This window comes from Actinomycetospora atypica (genome assembly GCF_042653685.1).
Taxonomy (GTDB): domain Bacteria; phylum Actinomycetota; class Actinomycetes; order Mycobacteriales; family Pseudonocardiaceae; genus Actinomycetospora; species Actinomycetospora atypica.
In genome coordinates this window covers 1-21228 of record NZ_JBHSIV010000012.1, presented here as the reverse complement: position 1 = coordinate 21228, position 21228 = coordinate 1, and the positions used below count along the sequence as shown (strand labels likewise).

Below are 21228 nucleotides of genomic sequence, written 5' to 3'. Positions count from 1 at the left end.
GCCGAGATGTCCGGATCCCGGCGCCGGGCGTCGTCCCCGACGAGGAGCCGGGTCCCGGGACAGGTCCTACCGTGGGGAGTCGTGGCACCCACGCGCCGCTGGTGGATCCTCGCCGTCATCGGCGTCGCCCAGCTGATGGTCATCCTCGACAACTCCATCGTGAACATCGCGCTGCCGTCGGCCCAGGCCGACCTCGGGTTCTCCGACGCCCAGCGCCAGTGGGTGATCACCGCCTACGCGCTGGCCTTCGGCAGCCTGCTGCTGCTCGGCGGGCGGCTCTCGGACCTGTTCGGGCGCAAGCCCGCGTTCGTCGTGGGCCTGATCGGGTTCGCGGCGGCGTCGGTCCTCGGCGGGCTCGCTCCCGGGTTCGGGCTGCTCGTCGCCGCGCGGGCCCTGCAGGGCGTCTTCGGCGCGGTGCTCGCCCCGGCCGCCCTGTCGCTGCTCACGACGACGTTCCCCTCCGGCCCCGAGCGCGCCCGCGCGTTCGGCGTCTTCTCGGCGCTCGCCGGCTCGGGCGCGGCGATCGGGCTCCTGCTCGGCGGGACCCTCACCGAGTACGCCGACTGGCGCTGGTGCCTCTACGTCAACGTGGTGTTCGCGGTGGTCGCCGCGGTGGGCGCCCTGCTGCTCCTGCCCGCGGTGCCGTCCGAGCGGCGCCCGCGCCTCGACATCGTCGGGACCCTCACCGCCTCGGCGGGCCTGTTCTGCATCGTGTTCGGCTTCGCCTCCGCCGAGACCGACGGCTGGGGCGCCTGGCCGGTCTACGCCTTCCTCGCGGGCGGCGTGGTGCTGCTGGGCGTGTTCGTCGCCGTGCAGCGCCGGGTCGCCGCCCCGCTGCTGCCGCTGCGCGTGCTGTTGGACCGCTACCGCGGCGGGTCCTTCCTGACGATCCTCGTGCTCACGACGGGCATGTTCGGGCTCTCGCTCTTCCTCGCCTACGTGATGCAGACCGAGCTCGGCTTCTCCCCCGTGCTCACCGGGGTCGCGTTCCTGCCGATGGTCGCCTCGATCGTGACGGCCTCGACCACCGTCCCCGCCTACGTGCTGCCCCGGCTCGGCCCGAAGCCGCTGATCTTCGTCGGGCTGCTGCTCGGCGCGGGCGCGCTGTTCTGGTTCTCGTTCCTCACGCCGGACTCCACCTACGCGAGCGGCGTCCTCGGCCCGCTGATCCTCATGGGGCTCGGCATGGGCACAGCGATGTCGACCTCGATCAACACGGCGACCCTCGGCGTCGAGGCGGCCGACGCCGGGGTGGCCTCGGCGACGGTGAACACGATGCAGCAGGTCGGCGGTTCGGTGGGGACGGCGCTGCTGTCCTCGATCGCCGGCACGGCCACGGCGTCGGCGCTCGGAATCGGGCTCGCCCCGCCGGCGGCCGCGCTCGCGGGGTACGACCGCGCCTTCCTCGTCGCCTCGATCGTCTTCGTCGTGGGCGCGGTGGTGGCCGGGTCGCTCGTCCCGGCGGGTCGTCCGCACGCGGCCCCGGCGGCCCCCGCGCAGCGCTCGTTACCGGCGGCCGACGACCACTGGGGCGGCCCCGACACGGTCCCCTCGCCCTCGGGGCTGGCCGGGCGCGTCCTGGACGGGTCGGCGCCGGTCGAGGCCACGGTGACCCTGATCGACGCGCTCTCGGGCGGGCAGGTCGGCACCGCGCGGACCGCCGACGACGGCCACTACCGCCTCGCCGTGCCGCGGGCCGGGGACTACCTGCTCGTCGTGTCGGCGCCCGGGCGGCGCCCCGTCGCCGAGCGGGTGCGGGTGGCGGCGCCGGAGCTCGCCGTGGCGCGGGACGTCCGGGCGGCGCCGCTCACCCGCGCCTGAGCGGCGTCTCCCCGGGGAGATCCGGACTTCGGCGGCGAGTCGCGGCAGCCCTTGGGCGTGTCGCTCCTGAAGTCGTGATCATGCTCCCCCGCGCCCGGCCCGGATGTAGCGAAGTGCCACCGCGGACGTCCGGTGTCAGCGGAGTGCCATCGCTGACACCCCTACTCCGGGTCGTTCGCCGTCCCCGAGCCCGCCCGGTACGGCGTCGTCACGCCCTCGTACATGAGGTGCGCGACGAGGCCCTGCTTCGGGTGGGCGAGGTTGTGGCAGTGATCCATCCACACGCCGGGGTTGTCGGCGACGAACGCGACCTCGAAGGTCGACCCGTCGGGGACGTCGAGGGAGTCGACCCACCACGGGCTCCCGGTCGCGGGGACCCCGTCGCGGGCGAGCACCACGGCGTGGTGCCCGTGCAGGTGCATCGGGTGGACCTCGCCCGAGGAGTTGCTGATTCGCATCCGCACCACGTCGCCCTCGCGCACCATGAACATGGGCACGTCGGGGTACATCCCGCCGTTGATCGTCCAGTAGAGCCCCGGCACCCCGTCGACGAAGCCCGGCCGCCGCCCGATCGCGTAGTCGAACACCCGCGTCGGCGTGCTGGGCTCGAACCCGAGGCCCGTGCGGTCGCGCGGGGTCGGGGTGCCGTAGGAGAGCAGGTCGAGCACCGCGGCCGGTGGGGAGGACGACGGCCCTCCCCCACCCACCACCACGGCCGCCCCGCCGAGCTCGACCCGCGCCGGCGCGGTCACCTCGAGGTCGACGCGCCCGCCCGCGGTCACCTGCACGGCGGCCCCGGCGACCGGGGTGGGGCCGCGGACGTCGGTCCCGTCCACGGCGAGCACCCGGTACGGCGCGGCCGACCACGCGCGCATCGGCCCGTCGTCGGTGTTGGTCAGGCGCACCCGGACGACGCTGCCGGGCGCGGCCGGGACGGCGAGCTCGCCGGGGACGCCGTTGACGGTGCGGCGCCCGTCGAACAGGTGCACGAGGGCCGTGGCGTCGGGCGCGGCCGGCCCGGGCGGGAGCACCACGAACGACCCGAACAGGCCGCCGCGCACCTGCTCGTCGGCCACCTGGTGCGAGTGGTACCAGTACGTCCCGACGTCGTCGACGCGGAAGCGGTAGACGAACTCCCCGCCCGGGAGCACCGAGTCCTGCGTGACGCCCGCGACCCCGTCGTCGCCGTTCGGCACGTCCATCCCGTGCCAGTGCAGCGTGACCCCGCGGGCCACGTCCTGGTTGACCAGCCGCACCCGCACCACCTGGCCCGCCGTCGCCCGGATCTCCGGACCCGGGGTCTGCCCGTTCAGCGTGTATCGGGCCCCGGCGGCGCGGGCGATGAGCGTGACGTCGACGTCGGCGGGCCCGTCCGGCGGCAGCCGCAGCGAGTCGACCGACCGGCCGGGCATGTCCCCGTGGCCGGCCATCACGGCCGGACCACCGCCCTCGTCGGGAACCCCCATCTCCGCCGCCGACCAGGTCGTGGGCGCGAGGCTCGAGCCCCACATCCATGCGAGCGGCGCGAGCACGACGAGGGTGGCCAGCACCGCGACGAGCGTGCGACGCCGCCCGCGCGGGGGGCGCGCGGGCTCGACCGGGGCCGGGCGCGGGGAGGTCAGCACCTCAGGAGACGGGGGCGGTCGCCGCGCCGCGGTGCGCGCCGGTCGCGGCCGGGACGTCCGAGGCCTTGCGGGCGGCGACCAGCGCGATGACGAGCAGCACGAGCGCGAGCGCGCCGTGGAGCAGGCCCAGCGACGGGAGCGAGTGCGAGAAGATCCCGAGCGCGACCTGGACGACGACCGTGACGAACGCGGCGCCCGCCCATGCCACGGCGCCGGGGAAGCGGGCGAAGAACGAGACCACGAGGAACAACAGCGCGATCACCGGGACGATCAGCGTGCCGTTCATCCCGTGGACCATGAAGCCGGCGACCCCGTCGAAGGCGACCGACTCGCTCTCCATGCCGGCCTTGTCGAGCACGCCCCCGCCCTCGATCCACGCGGTGAGCCCGAAGACCGCCCACGCGATGGCAGCGGCCTGGACCACCACCTCGAGCGCGAGCAGATAGGCCAGGACACGGTAGGTGGCGCGCATCGGAACCCCCGGGGTGACGTGTGGTGGCCGCGCGTCCGCATCAGGGGCACTTCTCCGTGGACCACCGGTGCCTCCGCGACTGGCGGCTACTCTAGGTCGACAATGTGATCCAAGCCCTAGTCTTTTCGAGTGGATGCGAAGTCGTGACCCCAGGGCTATCGCCCCGCCGACGGGCACCGCCTCCGACACGTCGCGTCACGGATCGGTACCGTCGGGGTCATGGCCGACAGCCTCACCGACACGACCACGGTCCCCGAGCTCGTCGGGCTCGCGGCCAACGACGCCCACGACGCGGCCCTCGACGCGCGTCTCCTGGCGGTCCCCCAGAACGCGCGGCACACCGGTGCGGGGCGCAGCATCATCACCAACCAGCGCCCCAAGGCCGGTGCCTCGGCGACGCCGGGCGACACCATCGAGATCTGGGTCGACGACCCGGCGGCCGGGCCGCGCACCGACGAGGGCCCCGACGACGACGGCTCGGGCGGCGGGGGCGGCGGCTCCCGCGTGCCCGACGGCCCGCGCACCACGCCCACCGCGGGCGCCAAGTAACCCGAGCAAGCCACGTAACCCGAGCAGGCCCAGCAGCCCGGCTACTCCCCCACCAGGGCCCGGCGGATCGCCTCGGCGAACGCCGGGCCCGACGTGTGTCCGGGCTCGGTGGCGATCAGGAGTGGCTGAACTGGACCGCCGACCGGGAGGCGATCAGCGGGGCGATCTGCTCGGCGATGATGCGGCGGTGCTCGGGGTGGTCGCGGTAGCGCTCGTAGGCGGTCTGGTCGGTGAACGTCGCCGAGACCGCGAAGTGCGCGTTGCCGTCCGCGAGCCCGAGGTCGGGGCCGCCGATCCAGGAGACGAGCCCGTCGAGCCCCTCCCTGCGGTCGATCCACTCCTGCAGCGCGCTCCGGATGCCCTCCACCGTCTCGGGCGTGGTGCCCTCGACCCAGCTGAACGAGACGACGTGTGTGACGGCCATGCCGTCAGCCTGCCACCTCACCCGCGACGGCCCGGGCCTCGTCCGGCACCGGCTCCTCGTCGGGAAGGGCGGGCAGGGCCGCGAGGCCGGTGCGCGCCCGCGCGACGACCGCCGGGTCCTGGGCGCCGAGCGCGGCGGTGAAGGCGGCGCGGGCGGAGTCGGGGCGCCCGGTCGACGAGTCGAGGGTGCCCAGCTGGCAGGCCGCCTCCGCCGCGAGCGACGGGTCGCGGGACCGGCCGAGCAGGACGAGCAGGTCGCGGGCGTCGTCGACCCGGCCCTGGCGCAGGGCGATGTCGGCGAGGATGACCTGGACGCCGAGCTGGTCGGCGGCCTGGTCGAGGTGGCGGCGGGCGCGGTCGAGCCGGTCGTAGCGGTAGAACACCAGCCCGAGGCCCCGGTGCGCGGCGCGGACCTGGTCCTCCTCGCCGACGGCCACCACGAAGGCGAACCACTGGGCGGCCTCGCGGTCGCGCTCGAGCCCGGCGAACCCGCGGGCGATGCGCAGGGCGGGGCCGGGCCCGAGCGGGTCGGGGTCGAGGTCGGCGACGATCACCGCGGCCAGGCTGTCGAACCCCGCCGCGAGCATGGTGCGGGCGGCGACGTAGCGGGCGTGGTGGTCGAGGTGCTCGGCGATGCGCTCGACGAGGTCCTCGGAGGGCAGCCGGGCGAGGTCGACCAGCACCCGGGCCGGGGCGAGGTGGCGCTGCCCGTCGCGCACGGTGCGCCGCAGCCAGCCCTGCGCCACGAGGGTCCCGACGATGTCGTCGAGGTCGCCGGCGGCGTCGTCGGGCCGCAGGGCGGCGAGGGTCGTGGGGTCGAGCGCGGTGGGGACGCCGAGGCGGTGCCAGACCGCGGCGAGCCGCAGGACGTCGCCCGACTCCCCCGCGAACGCGGCCCGGGCCTCGTCCTGCGGGGACACGAGCTCGCCGATCCGCCGGCCCACCGCGCGGTCGACGCCGCACGCGGCCACGACGTCGTGCGATTCCTTCCCGACGACCTCCGCGGGCGCCAGCGGTGCGACCACCACCGGCGCGAAGCGGGGGGCCGCCAGCTCGCCGCGGGACAGGGCGACGAGGCCCCAGCGCACGGTGAACACCATCCGCACCAGCGGCTCGCCCTGGTCCGAGCAGGCCGCGATGACGTCGGCCCGCACCTGGTCGAGCAGCGCGAGCGGGGCGTCGTCGCACCAGATCAGCACGCGGCGGGTGGCGCCCGCCCGCCGCCGGGCGCGGTCCACGAGCTCGGAGAGGACCACCCGGTACGGGTCGTCGATCCCCATGAAGTGGTCGCCGGGGCGGGCCTCGCGCACCGCGTGGGCGGTGGTACGGGTGACGCCCGCCGACGGCGGCCCGGTCACGACGAGCACCGGGGAACTCGTGCTCCCCCCGGCGGTGAGCAGGTGGACGAGCCGGGGGTCGACGAGGCGCGGGAGGTAGTCACCCGGCCCGTCGGGCAGCTCGGGGGTGTCGGCCACCCGGGTCCGGAGGGTCTGCACGGAGCGCACCGCCCGACGGACGCCGTCCTGCCAGGCGCGCTGCCGGTCGGTCGTCGTCGGGGCTACCACGTACGCAGTGTGACGGGTCCCGGACTTGTCGGGCACGGTTCGTCACGCTTCTCCCCACCATCGAGACGTGGCTCCACGATGGGTGGACCCGCAGGTCCACGCGGGGTTGAGCAGTGTTGTCGGGCGTGGGTGACGCGCCCCGGGGCTCGAGACCGTCCGGCTACCGACCGTGACTGTCCGAGAGACGCACGAAGCTGAATCCGCGGCCCCGGCGCGCGAGCCGGGCGAGGATCGCCGCGGTCACCGGGGCCCGGCGCCGGCGACGCCGGACCGGCCCCGGGTCGGAGCGGTCGTCCTCGTCGGATGCGGCCGACCACCCTCCGGTGCTCACAACTCAGCCCGCGATCGACCGGCCGGCGACGCCGAGCACGGGGAACGGCGAGACGTCGGCGGCCGGGCCCCGCAGACCCGAGAGCTCCGCGTCGACCATGATCCGGGCGAGCTCCGGGGTGAAGGTGCGCGGACGCCACCCGAGGTCGTCCGCCGCCTTCGACGGGTCGCCGATGAGCGCGTCGACCTCGGTGGGGCGCAGGTAGCGCTCGTCGAAGCGCACGTGGCGGGTCCAGTCGAGGCCCACGTGGGCGAAGCAGAGCCGGGCGAAGTCCTCGACGGTGTAGGCGGTGCCGGTGGCGAGCACGTAGTCCGACGGCTCGTCGGCCTGCAGCATCGCCCACATGCCCTCGACGTACTCGGGCGCGAAGCCCCAGTCGCGGACCGCGTCGAGGTTGCCGAGGTAGACCTGCGACTCCTGCCCGAGGGCGATCCGGGCGGCGGCGCGGGCGATCTTGCGGGTCACGAACGTCTCGCCGCGGCGCGGGGACTCGTGGTTGAACAGGATGCCGTTGACCGCGTACATCCCGTAGGCCTCGCGGTAGTTGCGGGTGGCCCAGTAGCCGTAGAGCTTGGCCACGCCGTAGGGCGAGCGCGGGTGGAACGGGGTGTCCTCGCTCTGCGGGGGCGGGGTCGAGCCGAACATCTCCGAGCTGGACGCCTGGTAGAAGCGCACCTCGAGCCCGATCATCCGGATCGCCTCGAGCAGGCGGATCGTGCCGAGTCCCGTGGTGTTCCCGGTGAATTCCGGCTCGTCGAAACTGACGCGCACGTGCGACTGCGCGGCGAGGTGGTAGACCTCGTCGGGCGCGATCTCGGAGAGCAGCGACACCAGGCGCGAGGAGTCGGTCAGGTCCCCGTAGTGCAGGTGGAGCCGGCTCTCCTCGTGCGGGTCGCGGTAGAGGTGGTCGATCCGGTGCGTGTTGAACGTGGACGCCCGCCGGATCAGGCCGTGGACCTCGTACCCCTTCGCGAGCAGCAGCTCGGCGAGGTACGACCCGTCCTGGCCCGTGATCCCGGTGACGAACGCGGTCCTCGAATCGGTCGGCTGGCTCACTATCGCGTCCTCCTGCATGGAATGTCGTGCGATTCGAGCCGTGAATCGCCCGGAATGCGTCCCGCGCTACAGCGCCGCGTCGGTCGAGCGTGGTCACGTGATTTGCCCGTGACCTTCTCGATATCGCGCCGAGTTCTCGTGGGCTGCTGTCCGGTTATCGACGGAGGGGGCCGCGCGTCATGTCGCGGAATCGTCGCCGGTTCACCCGATGGAGTGGCGACCGCTCGTCGCCCTGCTCCGATCGGGTGGTTCCCGGGTCAGGGGCCGGCGGGAGGGGGCGGCGGGGCCGCCACGTGACCGCTGGAGGACACCAGGGCGATCGTCTGCCCCTGGATCGCCTGCCCCGTGCCGCCGGCCGGGGTCTGGGACACCACGGTGCCCGCGGGCGAGCGGTTGTCGACCGTCGAGGTGGTCACGACGAAGCCCGCCGCCCGCAGGGCCGCGGCCGCCCGGTCGACCGGCTGCCCGATCTCCGCCGGCACCGTGATCCGGTTCCCGCCGGTGACGAAGCGCGGGTCGGTGGCGGGCAGGGGGACGACCGGCTGGCCGGCCAGGATCGTCGTCATGGCCTGGTAGTAGGTCTGCGCCGGGGTGTTGCCGCCGAAGAGGTTGCCGGTGGAGCAGGTGGTCGGCGGGCGGCCGTTGCAGATCGGGCGCGGGCTCGCCGAGTCGTCGAAGACGATCGACGCGCCCGCCATCTGCGGGGTCGCGGCCACGAAGGCGCCCGACTCCGAGACCTGCGTGGTCCCGGTCTTCGCCGCCGTCGGCCGGTTCCAGCCCGCCGCCGTCGCGGCCGCGGCCGAGGTGCCCCCGGGCTGGTCGTCCTTCGACATCCCGGTCATCAGCGTGTCGGCGAGCTGCGGGGCGACCGCCTGGTGGCAGGCCGTGGTGGGGAGCGCGACCGGGGCGCCCGCGGCGTCGGTGACCGACAGGACCGGGTCGGGCGGGCACCACGTGCCGTGCGAGGCGAGGGTGGCGCCGACGCTCGCGAGCTCCAGCGGGCTCGTCGGGGCCACGCCGAGGGTGAACGACGCCTGGTTCTGCGCCTTCACGGTGTCGGCGATCGACGGCCCGCCCGCCGCGGTCGGCTTCGCCAGCGACGTCATGCCCATCTGCACGGCCATGTCGACCACCGGGGCGATCCCGGTGGTCTCCTCGAGCTTGACGAACGCGGTGTTCGGCGACTGCGCGAGCGCGTCCTGCAGGGTGAGGGCGCCCGGATAGTTGCCGTCGTTGGAGACGACGAAGCCGGGGGTCAGCGGCGAGGCGTAGCCGTTGGCGGGCACCGGGACGACGGTGGAGATGCCGCCGCCCCCGGCCAGGAACGCCGCCGAGGTGAAGATCTTGTAGACCGACCCGGCGCCGAGGTTCTCGGGCTCGGCGGGCAGGTCGTAGGTGGTCTGCCCGGCCGCCGGGTCGAGGCCGTAGCCGCGGTTCGCGACGAGTGCCCGCACCGGGTGCGAGGTCGCGCCCGGCTGCACCACGGCGAGGGTGTCGGCGACGTGCGGCTGCGTCGGCGGCACCTGGGCGTCGACGGCCTGCTTCGCGGCGGCCATGGCCGCGGGGTCGAGCGTCGTCCGGACGGTGTAGCCCCCGGAGCGCAGCTGCTCGGGCGTGATGCCCGCCTGGTCGAGGTAGTCGAGCACGTAGCTGCAGAAGAACCCGTCGTCGCCGGCACCGACGCAGCCGTTGGTGATCCCGCGCAGCGGCGCCTGGATCCCCAGCGGCGCGGCCTCGGCGGCCGCCGCCTGCTCCGGGGTGAGCTCGCCCTGCTGGCGCATCTGGTCGATGACGACGTTGCGGCGGCCGGCCGCGGCCTGCGGGTGCTGCACCGGGTCGTAGGCCGCGGGGCTCTGCACCAGCCCGGCGAGGAGGGCGGCCTCGGGGACGGTGAGGCGGTCGGGCGTGGTGCCGAAGTAGGTGCGCGCGGCGGCCGCGACGCCGAACGACTGGTTCCCGAGGTAGACCACGTTGAGGTACCGGGTGAGGATCTCGTCCTTGGACAGCGTGTGGTCGAGCTGCTCGGCCACCCGCGCCTCGCGCAGCTTGCGCCCGAGCGTCGCCTCGGTGGCCTTCAGCTGCTCCGCGGGCGTCTTCGCCGCCACGTACTCGTCGTAGTTCTTCACGTACTGCTCGGTGAGCGTCGACGCGCCCTGGGTGGAGCCCCCGGTCCCGTTGTTCACCACCGCCCGCGCGATCGAGCGCGGGTCGAGGCCCGACTCGCTGAAGAACCGGCGGTCCTCGATCGCGACGATCGCCGCCTTCATCGTCACCGCGATCTGGTCGGACCGGACGATCTGACGATTCTGGTCATACAGGTAGGCAATGGGCGCGCCATTCATGTCGGTGACCGTGGTGACCGAGGGCATGTCGCCGCCGAGCACGCCCGGGGAGGTGTCCTGGGCCCCCACGATCGCGTTGTTCGAGAGCAGGCCCAGCCCTCCCACCAGCGGGAACGCCATCCCCGCCACGAGAATCCCCGCGATCACCGTCACGGCCAGCAGCCGCACCTTGGACACCATCGAGCCCTGGACCCACTCACTGCCGACCAAACCGGACAATTCCCGACGACGATGCGCGCCCGCCGCTCACGCCCATTCTCCCCGTTCCGGGAAAAGCGCTCGTGAGCGACTCACCACTCGACGGGCAGCGCATGCACCCCGTAGACGACCATCGCGTCGCGGAACGCGATCTCGTCGAGCGGGGTGTCCACCCGCAGGCCCGGGAAGCGCCGCAGCAGGGCCGGGTAGGCCACCTGGAGCTCCACGCGGGCGAGCTGCTGACCGAGGCACTGGTGCACGCCGTGCCCGAAGGCCAGGTGGTGGTTCGGGGACCGGTCGACGTCGACCTCGTCGGGATCGGCGAAGGCCTGCGGGTCGCGGTTCGCGATCTCCCCGGCGGCCACCACGCCCTCCCCCGCACGGATCGTCACCCCGCCCACCTCGACGTCCTCGACGGCCACGCGGCGGCGGCCGAGGTGGGTGACGGTCAGCAGGCGCAGGAGCTCCTCGACCGCGCCCGGCACCGCCTCGGCGTCGTCGCGGACGCGGTCGGCCTGCTCCGGGTGCTGCAGCAGCACGAGCGTCCCCAGCGCGATCATGTTCGCGGTGGTCTCGTGGCCCGCCACCAGCAGCAGGAGCCCCATCGAGGCGGCCTGCTCGCGCGTGATCTCCCCCGGGACGACGTGGTTCTGCGCCAGCCGCCCGAGGAGATCGTCGTGCGGGGTCCGCTCCCGCTCGGCCACGAGGCCCTCGAGGTAGTGGAGCAGGTCGTCCGGGGCCGCCACCGCCTCGTCGACAGCGGAGCGGGTGTCGATGAGCGTGTGCGACCGGGCCTGGAAGAACGCGTGGTCGGCGTAGGGCACGCCGAGCTGCCGGCAGATGACGAGCGAGGGCAGCGGCAGCGCGAAGGCCTGCACGAGGTCGACGGGCTGCCCGGCGCCGGCCATCGCGTCGAGGAGCTCGTCGACCGTCTCGGTGATCATCGGACGGAGCGCCCGGATCGCCTTCACGCTGAACTCGCTGATCAGCATCCGGCGGAAGAAGGCGTGCCGCGGGTCGTCCATCGCGATGAAGCTCGGCGCGTTCTTCCGGCGCGCACTCACCGCGGGCGAGGTCGCCGGGTAGCCGGGCGTGAGGTTGTCGGCGGAGAACCGCTGGTCGGAGAGCACCGTGCGGACGTCGGCGTGCCGCGTGACGAGCCACGGCGTGCTGCCGTCCCACAGGGTCACCCGCCGGATCGGCTCGTCGGCCTGGATCGCGGCCAGCTCGCGCGGCGGGTCGAACGGGCACTGCCGCGTCATCGGGTAGTGAGGCGCGTCCTGGGTGGTGCCGTCCACGGTCGCCGTCATGGTCCGCCTCCCGGCTCGATGATTGTTGAGGCTAACGATAGACCACCTCGACGATGCCCACCCCGCTCTCGGTCCCGGGGCTCGTCAGGACCCGGACGAACGGCACTCTCGTCACGGAAGAAGGTGACGGACGGGCCGCTCGTCCGGAACGCGGCCCATCGGAACCGGGTCACGACGACCCGGTTCCGACGCCGCCGGTCGGCCCGGACCCGACGACCGCCCGCGCGACCGTGTCCGACGGACACGGTTGCCGCACGGTCGTCCGTGCCCTCGGCAGGACGACCTCGCGGCGTGGGCCCACCACCTGTTCGGCCGTACCGCCCGGCGCGCTCCCTCCAACGTGTCCCTTCACCGGGGCGCGCCGAGGTCGTGGGATCGGTCCGTCCGCGCCGTCGGGGGGCGGACGACGACGGGGGTGTGACCGGTGGCGGGAGAGACGGCGCGGGGGTCGGCCGGGACATGGGCGGGTGGGACCAGCGCGGGTGGGGCGTGTCCCCGGTGCGGTGTCCCACGGACGGAGGGCTGGACCTTCTGTCGGGCCTGCGGGGCGGTCGACGTGCCCGCCCCGCGCGGCGGCGCCCACGACGCCCGGCCACCGGCCACCCCCGCCCCGGCCACGCCCGCCCCGGCCACACCAGCCCGAGCCACCCCTGCCCACGCCACCCCCGCCCGGGCCGTGCCGGCCACCGGCTCGCGGCCCAGGCCGTCCCCGGTCCCCCGCCCCCGGCAGCCGTCCCCGGTCCCCCGCCCGCGCCGACCCGAGGCCGAGCGGCGCCCGGCCTCCCGGCCCGTCCCGGCGGTCTCCCCCGGCGTCGTCCGACCTCCGTCCGCTCCGCTGCAGCACACCCCGGCGCCGTCCACGCCCGGCCCCGGACTCGGCACCCCGCAGGAGTGGGCGTCCGCCGTGCTCGCCGCCCTCGGGACTCTCGCCGTCCTCGCGATCCCGGGCGCAGTGCTCGCGGTGGCGCTGAGCGACGGGTCGAACTCGTCGCCGCTGCTGGTCGTGCCCGTCGCCGTGGCGCTCGCGGTCGGCGGGTCGGTGGGCGTCGACCTGGGCCGGCTCGGGCTCGACGGCGCGGGCACCCCGCTGCTGGTGACGCTCGCCGCCATGGCGCTGGGGACCTCGCTCGTCGTGGCCCGGGCGCGCCCCGCCGCGCAGGTGCCGGCCCAGGCGGTGCGGGCGCTCGTCGTGTTCGTCGTGGGGCTGACGGCGGTGGCCCTCGCGGGGCGCGGCACCTCCGGCGGCGGCACGCTCACCGTCGCCGTGGCGCCGACCGTGCTCGGCGGCCTCCTCTGGTTCGCCGGGGCGCTCGCGCTGGGCATCGCGTGGCGGCGCCCCGAGGTCCTGCCGCCCGGCGCCCGGCGGGTCCGCGACCTCCTCGCCGGACCCACCGCGGGGATCGGCGCCGTCCTGGGCGCGAGCTGGCTCGGCGGGCTGGCGCTCGTCGTCGCCGGGACGCTCGCCGGGGCGTCCGACCCGAGCGCGGTGCTCCTGCCCGACGTGCCGGGCGAGGGCACCGGCACCCCGGCCGTGGCGGTCGTCGTCGCGGTCGTCGTGTTCGCGCCCGCCGTGCTGCTGGGTGCCCTCGCGTTCTGCCTCGGGGTGCCGGTGGTCGCCCGGACGCCGTTCGGGGACGCCGGGACGGGGCTGGTCGACCTGCTCGGGGTCGGGCCGTCGTGGTGGCTCGCCCCGCTGGTCGGCGTCGTGGTCTGCACCCTCGGCGGGATGGCCGCCGCGCTGCACGCGCCCACCCCCGACGCCGCGCTGCGCCGCGGATGGGCGCTCGGCCCCGCGCTCGCGGTGGTGCTGGGCCTCGTCGCCGTGGTCACCGCCGTCTCGGCCGGTCCCTTCGCCGTGAGACTCGACCTCGCGCCGGCGGTGGTCCTCGGTCTCGCGTGGGGCTCGCTCGGCGGGCTGCTGGGCGCCCTGGTCGCGCCCGGACTGCCGGCGCCGCTGCGGGGCGGGCGGCTCGGTCCGGCCTCGAGCGCGGTCGGCCAGGTGGTCGGCGTGCTCCTCGTCGTGAGCTTCCTGGGGACCGCGCTCGCCATCGGACTCGCCGCCGCCAACCAGGTCGGGTGAAGGTTGCTCGTCCGATCAGGTGAGTCCGCTAACGCCCGAACGCCCCGGATCGACCTAGCTCACGAGACGCTTCGTCGGGGGGCGTCACCGAGAGTCGGGGGACTTGTCACATGATCACCACCGCCGTTGCCGCCATCGCCGCCGGGACCGCCGCCTGGGCCGCCGCGCCCTTCGTCGCCATGGCCCGCCGCGGCACGCTGGACGACCAGGGCCGCGCCGTCGTCCGCGAGGAGGCCGCCCGCCTCGAGACGCTGCGCCGCGCCCGCCGCCGCGAGGCGCTGGTCGCCGCAGCGGCCGCCGTGACGGTCCCCGAGCAGCGCCGCCGGTCGCTCCTCCCCGCCTGAGAGGGCGGCGCCGCCGGCCCCACGGGCCGCGGCGGGATGTGATGGCATGGGCCCTCATCCCGCGCGCGAGCCCGGAGGGTCGATGGAGCAGTGCCGCCAGTGCGGCGGGGGGCCGGTGCAGGGCGGTTGGTGCCGCTCGTGCGGGGCCCCGGCCGCGGTGTCCCCGGTCGGCGGGCCCCCGATCGCCGGGCCCCCGGGCGTCACGACGGGACCGCCGCAGCACGCCGCCCGGCCCGCCCCCACCGCGCTCGCGGTCCGGGGCCGGGCCCAGGCCATGCCGGTGCTGCTGTGGGCCGCGATCGGGGCGTTGGCGCTCGCCGCCGTGCTCTGCCTGGTGACCGTCCTCGAGTCGCTGACCACCTCGGGCGCCCTCTCCACCGCGGAGCTCCAGGTGCTCGCCAGCACCGCCGGCCAGGCCGCACCCGCCCTCGGCCTCGTCGGGACCGTCTGGTTCTCCCTCGCCGCGTGGTTCGTCGCCCTCGGCAGCCGCCCCGCCCGCGCCTTCGTCCTCGTCGGGGCAGCGATCGGCACCGCCGCCCTGCTCAACGGGCTGCTCGTGGGCACGCTGGCCTCGGCCGCACTGCTCGTGCTCGCCGCGGCGGTGGTGCTCGTCGTGGTCCCCGACGCCCGCGCCTGGTTCGCCGGCCCCTACGCCCGGCCGGTGCGGGGCCCGGTCTCCCTGCTCGTGGCGCGCACCGCCGTCATCACCGCGGCGATCCTCGCCGCGATGGGCACGCTGGTGACCGGGGTGCTCGGACTGATCGCCGTGGTCGGCGGCCTCGCCGCGGCGGCGGGCGCGGCGCGCTCGGAGCTCGGGTCGGCCCTGGGCGGGCTGCTCGGGGTCATCGGCGGCTTCGCGCTGGTCCTGGCCCTGCTGCTCGGCGGGCTCACGGGACTGCTGGTCTGGGCGACGGCGGCGCTGGGCCGCCGGAGCCGGCCCGCGCGGGTGGTCGTGACGGTCCTCGCGGGACTGGTCGCGCTCGGCTCCCTTCTCGCCCTCGACGCGACGACGCTGCCGGGGCTGGTGCTCGCGGCGGTCGTCGTGGGGGCGCTGTGGGTTCCCGACGATGCCCGGCACCACTTCGGCGACGCCCCGCTGCCCGCGGTCGCCCGGGGGCTCGACCGGCTCCACGCGACCGTCAGCGCGCCGCGCGAGGCGCCCGCCTCGTCGTCGGGATGGCACGCGGCGTCGCAATGGCCTCCGCCGGCACCGCCGGAGACGGGACAGGCGTGGCAGGCCCCGCGGCGGGAGCCCGACGAACGGGCCTGGAGCCGGGAGGCCGCGCCCGACGCGGTCTGCGCGCTCTGCGGCACCGCCGCCCCGCCCGGGTCCACCTTCTGCGGGAACTGCGGGTCCCGCGTGTGAGCGGTGCTCCCGGCAGGGGCATCATCGGGGACGATGCGCGCTGACCTGGTCCTCGAGGGCGGCGGGGTCAAGGGGATCGGCCTCGCGGGGGCGGTCGCGGCGGTCACCGACGCCGGCTACGAACCGCAGCGGATCTCCGGGACCTCCGCCGGGGCGCTGGTGGGCGCGATCGTCGCCGCGGGCGCCCGGGGCGACCGGATCGGCGAGATCACCCGCCGGCTCGACTTCCGCGCGGTCGCCGACCGCCACGGCCTGGGCCGGGTGCCGCTGGTCGGTCCCGGGCTCGCGCTGCTGACCGGCGCCGGGCTCTACCGCGGCGAGTACCTCCTCGACTGGATCACCACCGAGCTCGCCTCGCTCGGCGTGCGGACGTGGGGCGACCTGCGCCTCGACGACCCGGGGCTGCCGCCCGAGCAGCGCTACCGCCTCGTCGTGACCTGCTCGGACCTCACGCTCGGCCAGCTCGTGCGTCTCCCGTGGGACTACGGCGACGTCTACGGCCTCGACGCCGACGACCAGCCGGTCGCCGAGGCCGTCCGCGCCTCGATGGCCATCCCGTTCCTGTTCGAGCCGACGACCCTGCGCCACGGGACCGGGCTGACCTCCACGCTCGTCGACGGCGGCCTGCTGTCGAACTTCCCGATCGACTCGCTCGACCGCACCGACGGCGCCGCCCCCGCGTGGCCGACGTTCGGGATCACGATCACCACGGCGCCCAAGCCCGGCATCGGCGACCGCGTGGCCCTCTTCCACGCGCGGATGTTCGAGTGGCCGCAGCCGACGGCGCTGCGCCTGCTCGAGCAGTTGCTCACGACGATGGTCGTCGGGCGCGACCAGGCCTACCTCAACCGGCCGTGGGTGGCGGCCCGGACGATCCACGTCGACGCGGGCGGGATCGGGCTGCTCGACTTCGGGATCACCCGCGAGCGCTCCGACGCCCTCTTCCGCCGCGGCTACCGCGCCGCGGAGGTCTTCCTCGCCGGCTTCGACTGGGATGCCTACCGCGAACGGTTCCGCGCCGATGCGGTGATCCGGTAGCGGTCGTCGGTCGCAGCCCGTCACAACTCACGAGTAACGGGTGACGCAGTGTCGTGCGGGTCGCCCCGGCGCGCGCCGGACGAGCACCATGGACCGGCGTCGGGAGACGACGACTCGGGAGCGACGTGACTCGGACGGTGGACGGGAGCGCGGCATCCGCGCACCTGCTGCAGGTCGCGGAGAGCGACCATGCGCAGCGCGTGGGCACCGCCGCCTGGGTCGACCACGAGCTCGCGTTCGGCGCGAAGGTCTACTACAAGGGCTGGCTCGGCGACGACGGCCGGCTCGAGAAGCACTGGCTCGCGGGGCCGCAGGCGACGGTGCGCACCCGGCGGGCGCTCGGCACCGGGCAGCTCGAGTTCCTCGACTACCCGCGGCTCATCGAGCTCTGCGGGGGCACCACCGAGGGCCTGCACCGGCTGCAGGCCGAGGAGCTGCACTCCGCGCTGCGCGACGGGTTCCCGTCGGTGGCGATGACCCAGGAGTCGTCGCGCCGCGAGCTCGTCGACGACGTCGAGGTGGCCGACTTCGCCCGACAGGAGGGCGGGTACGACGTGCTCGCCGCCCAGTGGCCGCTGCACGTGCTCTGCCAGCTGACCACCTCCGTCGAGGGTGACGTCCACATCGTCGAGTCGCTCGGGGTGCACCACGGCGGGATCCTCGACCTCGGCTGGGGCGCCGTCCTCGAGGACGGCCGCTGGTCGGTCCGCGGCGACCTCGACGCCCACGTCGCCCAGCGCTTCGGCGGCGCCCTCACCGGGGCCCTGCGCCACGCGGCCGACCCGACGCCGACCGACCTGCACGTCGACCTCTCCCGCGTGGGGTTCGTCGACGTGGCGTGCGCGCAGCTCATGGTGCTCGCCGCCCGGTCGGTGCCCCGCGGCCAACGGCTCGTCCTGCACGACCCGCCGCGCCTGCTGCGCCGCCTCCTCGACGCCCTGCAGCGGCCCGCGACGATCGTGCTCGCCGACAGTGACCACGCGTGAGCACGCCCGGGCGCCTGGTCCACGCGGCGGTCCTCTGCTCCGACCCCGACGAGCTCGTCCGCCTCACGCTCCCCGAGATCCGACCCGCTCTCGAGGCCGGGGAGCCGGTCGAGGCGGTGCTCGGGAGGCGGTGCGTCCGGGCGTTCCGCGAGGCGCTGCCCGACACCGACGTCACCTACCCCTCCCCCGTCGGCGCCTCCGTCGCCGACCTCGTCCACGGCTCGGCCCGCCGCCCGCGGGTCGTCGTCCGGACGGCCTGCGCCGACGCGGCCGTCCTCGACCCCGACGGCGCCGCCCTCGCCGAGGACACGTTGACCCTGCTCCTCGCCGACGAGCCGGTCACTGTCCTCTGCGTCTACGACCCCGACGACCCGGTGGGCGTCGCCCTCGCCCGCCGCACCCACCCCTGGCTGGTGACCGCGGCGGGGCTCATCGCGAACCCCGACCACCGTCCGCCCAGCCCGACGAGCCCCGTCCCGGCCGGGTTGTTCGGCCTCCCCGTCGCCACCGTGCCCGTCCCCGACGGGTCCGCCCTCGCCGACCTCCGCCGCCGGTTCGCCCTGGTCGTCTCCGACGCGGGGCTCGTCGGGGAGCGGGCCGAGGCCGCGGTCCTCGCCGCGCACGAGGCCATGCTGCTCGCCTGCGGCGCGGAGCTCGACGGGTCGCGCCCGCCGGCCGACCTCCCGCCCGGGGACCATCGCCTCGACGTGCGCGTGAGCGGGAGCGCCGTGGTCGCCGAATGCCACGGCAGTCCTCCGCTCGAACTATCCGGCTCCCCCACCGACGACCCGCGCTTCGCCCACCTGCGCCGCTTCTGCGACGAGGCCATCGTGTTCGACGAGCCCGGCGGCCGGACGGTCCGGGTCCTCACCGGCACCCGGTGATCCACTACCGGTGATCGATTCCGGCTGACACGATCGGGTGATGGGGCCCGCCGCGCGAGTCGTGCCGGTGGCCGCCGTCCTCGTCGGCGTCGTCCTCGGTCTCCTCGCCGCGGGCCTCCTGCTGTGGGCGCTGCCGGCGCGGCACGCGGTGTCGCAGACCTACCAGGTGGTCGTCGCCCCCGGCGTCACGCTCGCGCCGCTCGACGCCGGGGTGTTCGACGACGCGTCCGTCCTGCTCGGCGGGGTGCCGCGGCCGGACGAGCTCGCGGGGTCCGCGTCGGTGACCCCGGCCGGGGACGTCCTCGTCGTGCGGGCGGAGGGCGCCTCGTCCGACGAGGCCACGGTGGTCGCGGGGGCCGTCGGGACCGCGGCCGGGCGGCGGCTCGCGTCGGCGGACCGAGCCGGACGCCCGGTGAACCGGCCGACGGTGACGCTCGTCGGGGAGGCGGTGCGGGACGAGGGGTCGCGCCCGCCGCCCGCGCCGGTGCTCGTCGGCGGGGCCGTCGTCGGTCTCGCGGCAGGGCTGCTGGTCGCGGTCGTGCGGTCCCGACGACGAGGCCGGTCGCCGGACCTGCCGGTGCTCGGACGGCTCCCCCGCGCCGCCCGCGACCCGGCCGTATGCGGCGCCGACGAGTCGGCCGCGGCGGCCGTCCGCGCGGTCTTGGCCGCGGTGCGCTCCGCGGTGGGCCCGACGCGGGTGGTCGCGGTGGTGGCGGTGGAGCCCCAGTCGGGCCCGGTCTCGGCGGCCGCCGAGCTCGCGACCGCCCTGGCCGACGCGGGAGAGCAGGTGCTGCTCGTGGAGTCGGGCCCCGGGTCGTCGTCCTCGCGGGTGCGCCGCGTGGCCGACCCGACCCCGGGCATCCGCGAGGTCCTGTCCGGATCGGCGGAGGTCGCGCGGGCGGTCCGACGCTGGGAGCGCGGCGGGATCGACGTGCTCCCCACCGGGCGGCCCGGCCCTCCGCTGGCCGGGGCCGACGTCGCGCGGGTGCTCGACGCCCTCCGCGAGCGCTACGACCGGATCGTCCTCGACGCCCCCGGCGAACCCGGGTCACCCGCGGCGGCCGAGCTGGCCCGCGCCGCGGACGCGTCGGTGTGGGTGGTCCGCCGGAGAGTGCACGGTCCGATGGGCTGATCCCGTCGACGCTCGCTCATGTCGACGAGCCGTTGCGTCCCACGTACGGCCGGCCGACTCGACGTGTCGCTGTCGCGCCGTTGCGTCGCGCATACGGCGGGCCGGCCCGACGTGCCACTGTCATGCCGTTGCGCCCCGCACATGGCCAGCCGGCTCAATATGCCGCAGGCATGCCATTGCGTCACGCACACAGCCGGCCGACTCGACATGTCGCTGTCACGCTATTGCGTCACGCACACAGTTCCGGCGCATTCGCCTCCCCGTTGCTCCGAACGTTCACAGTCGCAATGCCTCCGAATGACCTCTCGATCTTCTCGAACACCTGTTCGACAATAGAGGCATGACGGCAGCACGATGGATCGAGGACCCCGACCACGGGGCCTTCGACCTGCTGCTGCCCATTCCCGAACCAACCCTCGACGACGATGGCCCCGACCTCACCCTCGCCGACATCCACGCCCTCACCGACCGCCTCGACGCCCCACCCGAGGACGACCTCGATCCCAACCCCGACGACACCGGCTGGGCGATCCCAGGCATGCCGAGCGACGAGGGCGAGAGCGACGGGGGTCTGTCGCGGACCTCGCAGGCCGCGCTGGCGGAGGTCACTGCCGCGGCACGGGCGATGCGCGTCGAGGGCGCCCGGCTCTACCGGGCCATTACCGCGCTGCGGGAGTCCGACGCGGTCACCGAGACCGGCTACAAGAACCTCGCGCGGCTCCTCGAGGACCACATCCGCCTCGACCCCGCCCACGTCAAACGCCTCGCCGTCCACGCCACCGCCCTCCACCCCACCACCACCGCGTCCGGCACTCGAGTGCCGGCGGCGCTGCCCGCGACCGCCGCCCGGGTCTCCGACGGCGAGATCGGCGCCGAACACGTCCAGGTCATCGAACGCACCATCACCCGACTACGCGCCCTGCCCGCCGACACCGCCCTGCCCGACGAGGTCATCGACACCACCGGAGAAGAGCTCGCCACACTCGCCGCGACCCGCTCCCCCGCCGCGCTGAACCGGGCCGCCACCGGCATCCTCGCCCTGCTCGACGCCGACGGCACCGCCCCCGACGACAGCACACCCCCGGACAACGAACTGCACCTACGCGAACGCCACAACGGCACCCTCGAAGGCAAATTCGCCTACCGCGACCCCGCCGCCGCCCAACAGCTGATTGCCGCCTCGCCGCCGCCACCCCACCCGCCGAAGCCGCCGCGCTGGCCGACACCGACGGTCGCGGGCCGACCGGCCCCCACGGTGAACACGGCGAGAGCCCCGGCGCGAACGCGCTGCGCACCCTCCCCGCCCGCCGCGCCCAAGCCCTGCTCGACCTCGCCGCCGAAGCCCACACCCGCGGCCTCAACGTCCCCGACGACCACACGAACCACGACCGCGGACGCGACAGCGAGCGCGACAGCGACGCCTCGTTCGGCGGCTTCGACAACGACGAGGTCGACCGGCACCCCGAGGAAAGCGACGCCGCCGCCGACGAGGCCCCGACTCCCGGCGACCCGCCTGTCGATTCCTCGTCCGACCCGGAACCCGACGGCACAACAGCCCAGGAACCGGCGCCCGACCAGCAGGAACCGTCAGCCACGGCGACGGATGCGCCACCGAAGAACACAGCCCCGGGGAAGACCGCGCCGTTGTGGGCCCGCCCCGACTACGAAGGCGGCGAACGGATCGCGCTCACCCTCACCGTCGACTA

17 protein-coding genes are annotated in these 21228 nt (G+C 75.3%); 10 read left to right on the top strand and 7 right to left on the bottom strand.

From position 1 onward, the window contains the following. Positions 1–81: 81 nt before the first annotated feature. Positions 82–1821 carry an MFS transporter gene (locus ACFPBZ_RS13325; RefSeq protein ID WP_378036545.1) on the top strand — a complete coding sequence of 580 codons (1740 nt, stop codon included), beginning with the start codon at positions 82–84 and terminating at the stop codon, positions 1819–1821. 161 nt (positions 1822–1982) lie between these two features. Here the strand turns inward: ACFPBZ_RS13325 and ACFPBZ_RS13320 are convergent, their stop codons facing one another. After that, complete coding sequence (locus ACFPBZ_RS13320) at positions 1983–3446, bottom strand: multicopper oxidase family protein (protein WP_378036544.1); 1464 nt, start codon at positions 3444–3446, stop codon at positions 1983–1985. 1 nt (position 3447) lies between these two features. Continuing rightward, the gene (locus ACFPBZ_RS13315) at positions 3448–3918 is read right to left on the bottom strand and encodes a hypothetical protein (protein ID WP_378036543.1); all 471 of its coding nucleotides are present in this window, start codon (positions 3916–3918) and stop codon (positions 3448–3450) included. 219 nt (positions 3919–4137) lie between these two features. Here ACFPBZ_RS13315 and ACFPBZ_RS13310 point away from each other — a divergent pair, with 219 nt between their 5' ends. Further along, a complete protein-coding gene (locus ACFPBZ_RS13310; protein WP_378036542.1) occupies positions 4138–4467 on the top strand; it encodes a PASTA domain-containing protein in 330 nt (109 codons plus the stop codon). A 115-nt stretch (positions 4468–4582) separates the two neighbouring features. Here ACFPBZ_RS13310 and ACFPBZ_RS13305 read toward each other — a convergent pair whose 3' ends face one another. The 5 genes from ACFPBZ_RS13305 to ACFPBZ_RS13285 all read right to left on the bottom strand — a co-directional run bounded on the left by ACFPBZ_RS13305 (position 4583) and on the right by ACFPBZ_RS13285 (position 11692). Continuing rightward, positions 4583–4891 (bottom strand): Dabb family protein, encoded by a 309-nt coding sequence (locus tag ACFPBZ_RS13305; protein ID WP_378036541.1) that lies wholly within the window; start codon positions 4889–4891, stop codon positions 4583–4585. Between the two features lie 4 nt (positions 4892–4895). Then, positions 4896–6455, bottom strand: coding sequence for a tetratricopeptide repeat protein (locus ACFPBZ_RS13300; protein WP_378036540.1), 1560 nt, complete (start codon positions 6453–6455; stop codon positions 4896–4898). A gap of 334 nt (positions 6456–6789) precedes the next feature. After that, on the bottom strand, positions 6790–7842 hold the full coding sequence (gene gmd / locus ACFPBZ_RS13295) for a GDP-mannose 4,6-dehydratase (protein ID WP_378036539.1): 1053 nt from the start codon (positions 7840–7842) through the stop codon (positions 6790–6792). Positions 7843–8099: 257 nt separating this feature from the next. Continuing rightward, entirely contained in the window at positions 8100–10364 is a 2265-nt protein-coding gene (locus ACFPBZ_RS13290) for a transglycosylase domain-containing protein (protein WP_378036538.1), read from the bottom strand. Positions 10365–10474: 110 nt separating this feature from the next. Beyond that, on the bottom strand, positions 10475–11692 hold the full coding sequence (locus ACFPBZ_RS13285) for a cytochrome P450 (protein ID WP_378036537.1): 1218 nt from the start codon (positions 11690–11692) through the stop codon (positions 10475–10477). 556 nt (positions 11693–12248) lie between these two features. Between ACFPBZ_RS13285 and ACFPBZ_RS13280 the strand changes: the two genes are divergently transcribed. The 8 genes from ACFPBZ_RS13280 to ACFPBZ_RS13245 all read left to right on the top strand — a co-directional run. After that, positions 12249–13772: a hypothetical protein gene (locus tag ACFPBZ_RS13280; RefSeq protein ID WP_378036536.1), complete on the top strand. Its 1524-nt coding sequence runs from the start codon at positions 12249–12251 to the stop codon at positions 13770–13772. A gap of 110 nt (positions 13773–13882) precedes the next feature. After that, complete coding sequence (locus ACFPBZ_RS13275; RefSeq protein ID WP_378036535.1) at positions 13883–14116, top strand: hypothetical protein; 234 nt, start codon at positions 13883–13885, stop codon at positions 14114–14116. An 82-nt stretch (positions 14117–14198) separates the two neighbouring features. Then, positions 14199–15482, top strand: a complete 1284-nt coding sequence (locus ACFPBZ_RS13270) for a hypothetical protein (RefSeq protein ID WP_378036534.1) — start codon at positions 14199–14201, stop codon at positions 15480–15482. 33 nt (positions 15483–15515) lie between these two features. Beyond that, a complete protein-coding gene (locus ACFPBZ_RS13265; protein ID WP_378036533.1) occupies positions 15516–16520 on the top strand; it encodes a patatin-like phospholipase family protein in 1005 nt (334 codons plus the stop codon). Positions 16521–16645: 125 nt separating this feature from the next. Then, positions 16646–17506 carry an STAS domain-containing protein gene (locus ACFPBZ_RS13260; RefSeq protein WP_378036532.1) on the top strand — a complete coding sequence of 287 codons (861 nt, stop codon included), beginning with the start codon at positions 16646–16648 and terminating at the stop codon, positions 17504–17506. Beyond that, positions 17503–18390 (top strand): hypothetical protein, encoded by an 888-nt coding sequence (locus ACFPBZ_RS13255; protein ID WP_378036531.1) that lies wholly within the window; start codon positions 17503–17505, stop codon positions 18388–18390. Before ACFPBZ_RS13260 ends, ACFPBZ_RS13255 begins: the two co-directional genes overlap by 4 nt. A gap of 40 nt (positions 18391–18430) precedes the next feature. Then, entirely contained in the window at positions 18431–19522 is a 1092-nt protein-coding gene (locus ACFPBZ_RS13250) for a P-loop NTPase family protein (RefSeq protein WP_378036530.1), read from the top strand. 340 nt (positions 19523–19862) lie between these two features. After that, the coding region (locus tag ACFPBZ_RS13245; RefSeq protein WP_378036529.1) for a DUF222 domain-containing protein at positions 19863–21228 on the top strand (1366 nt) is incomplete at its 3' end.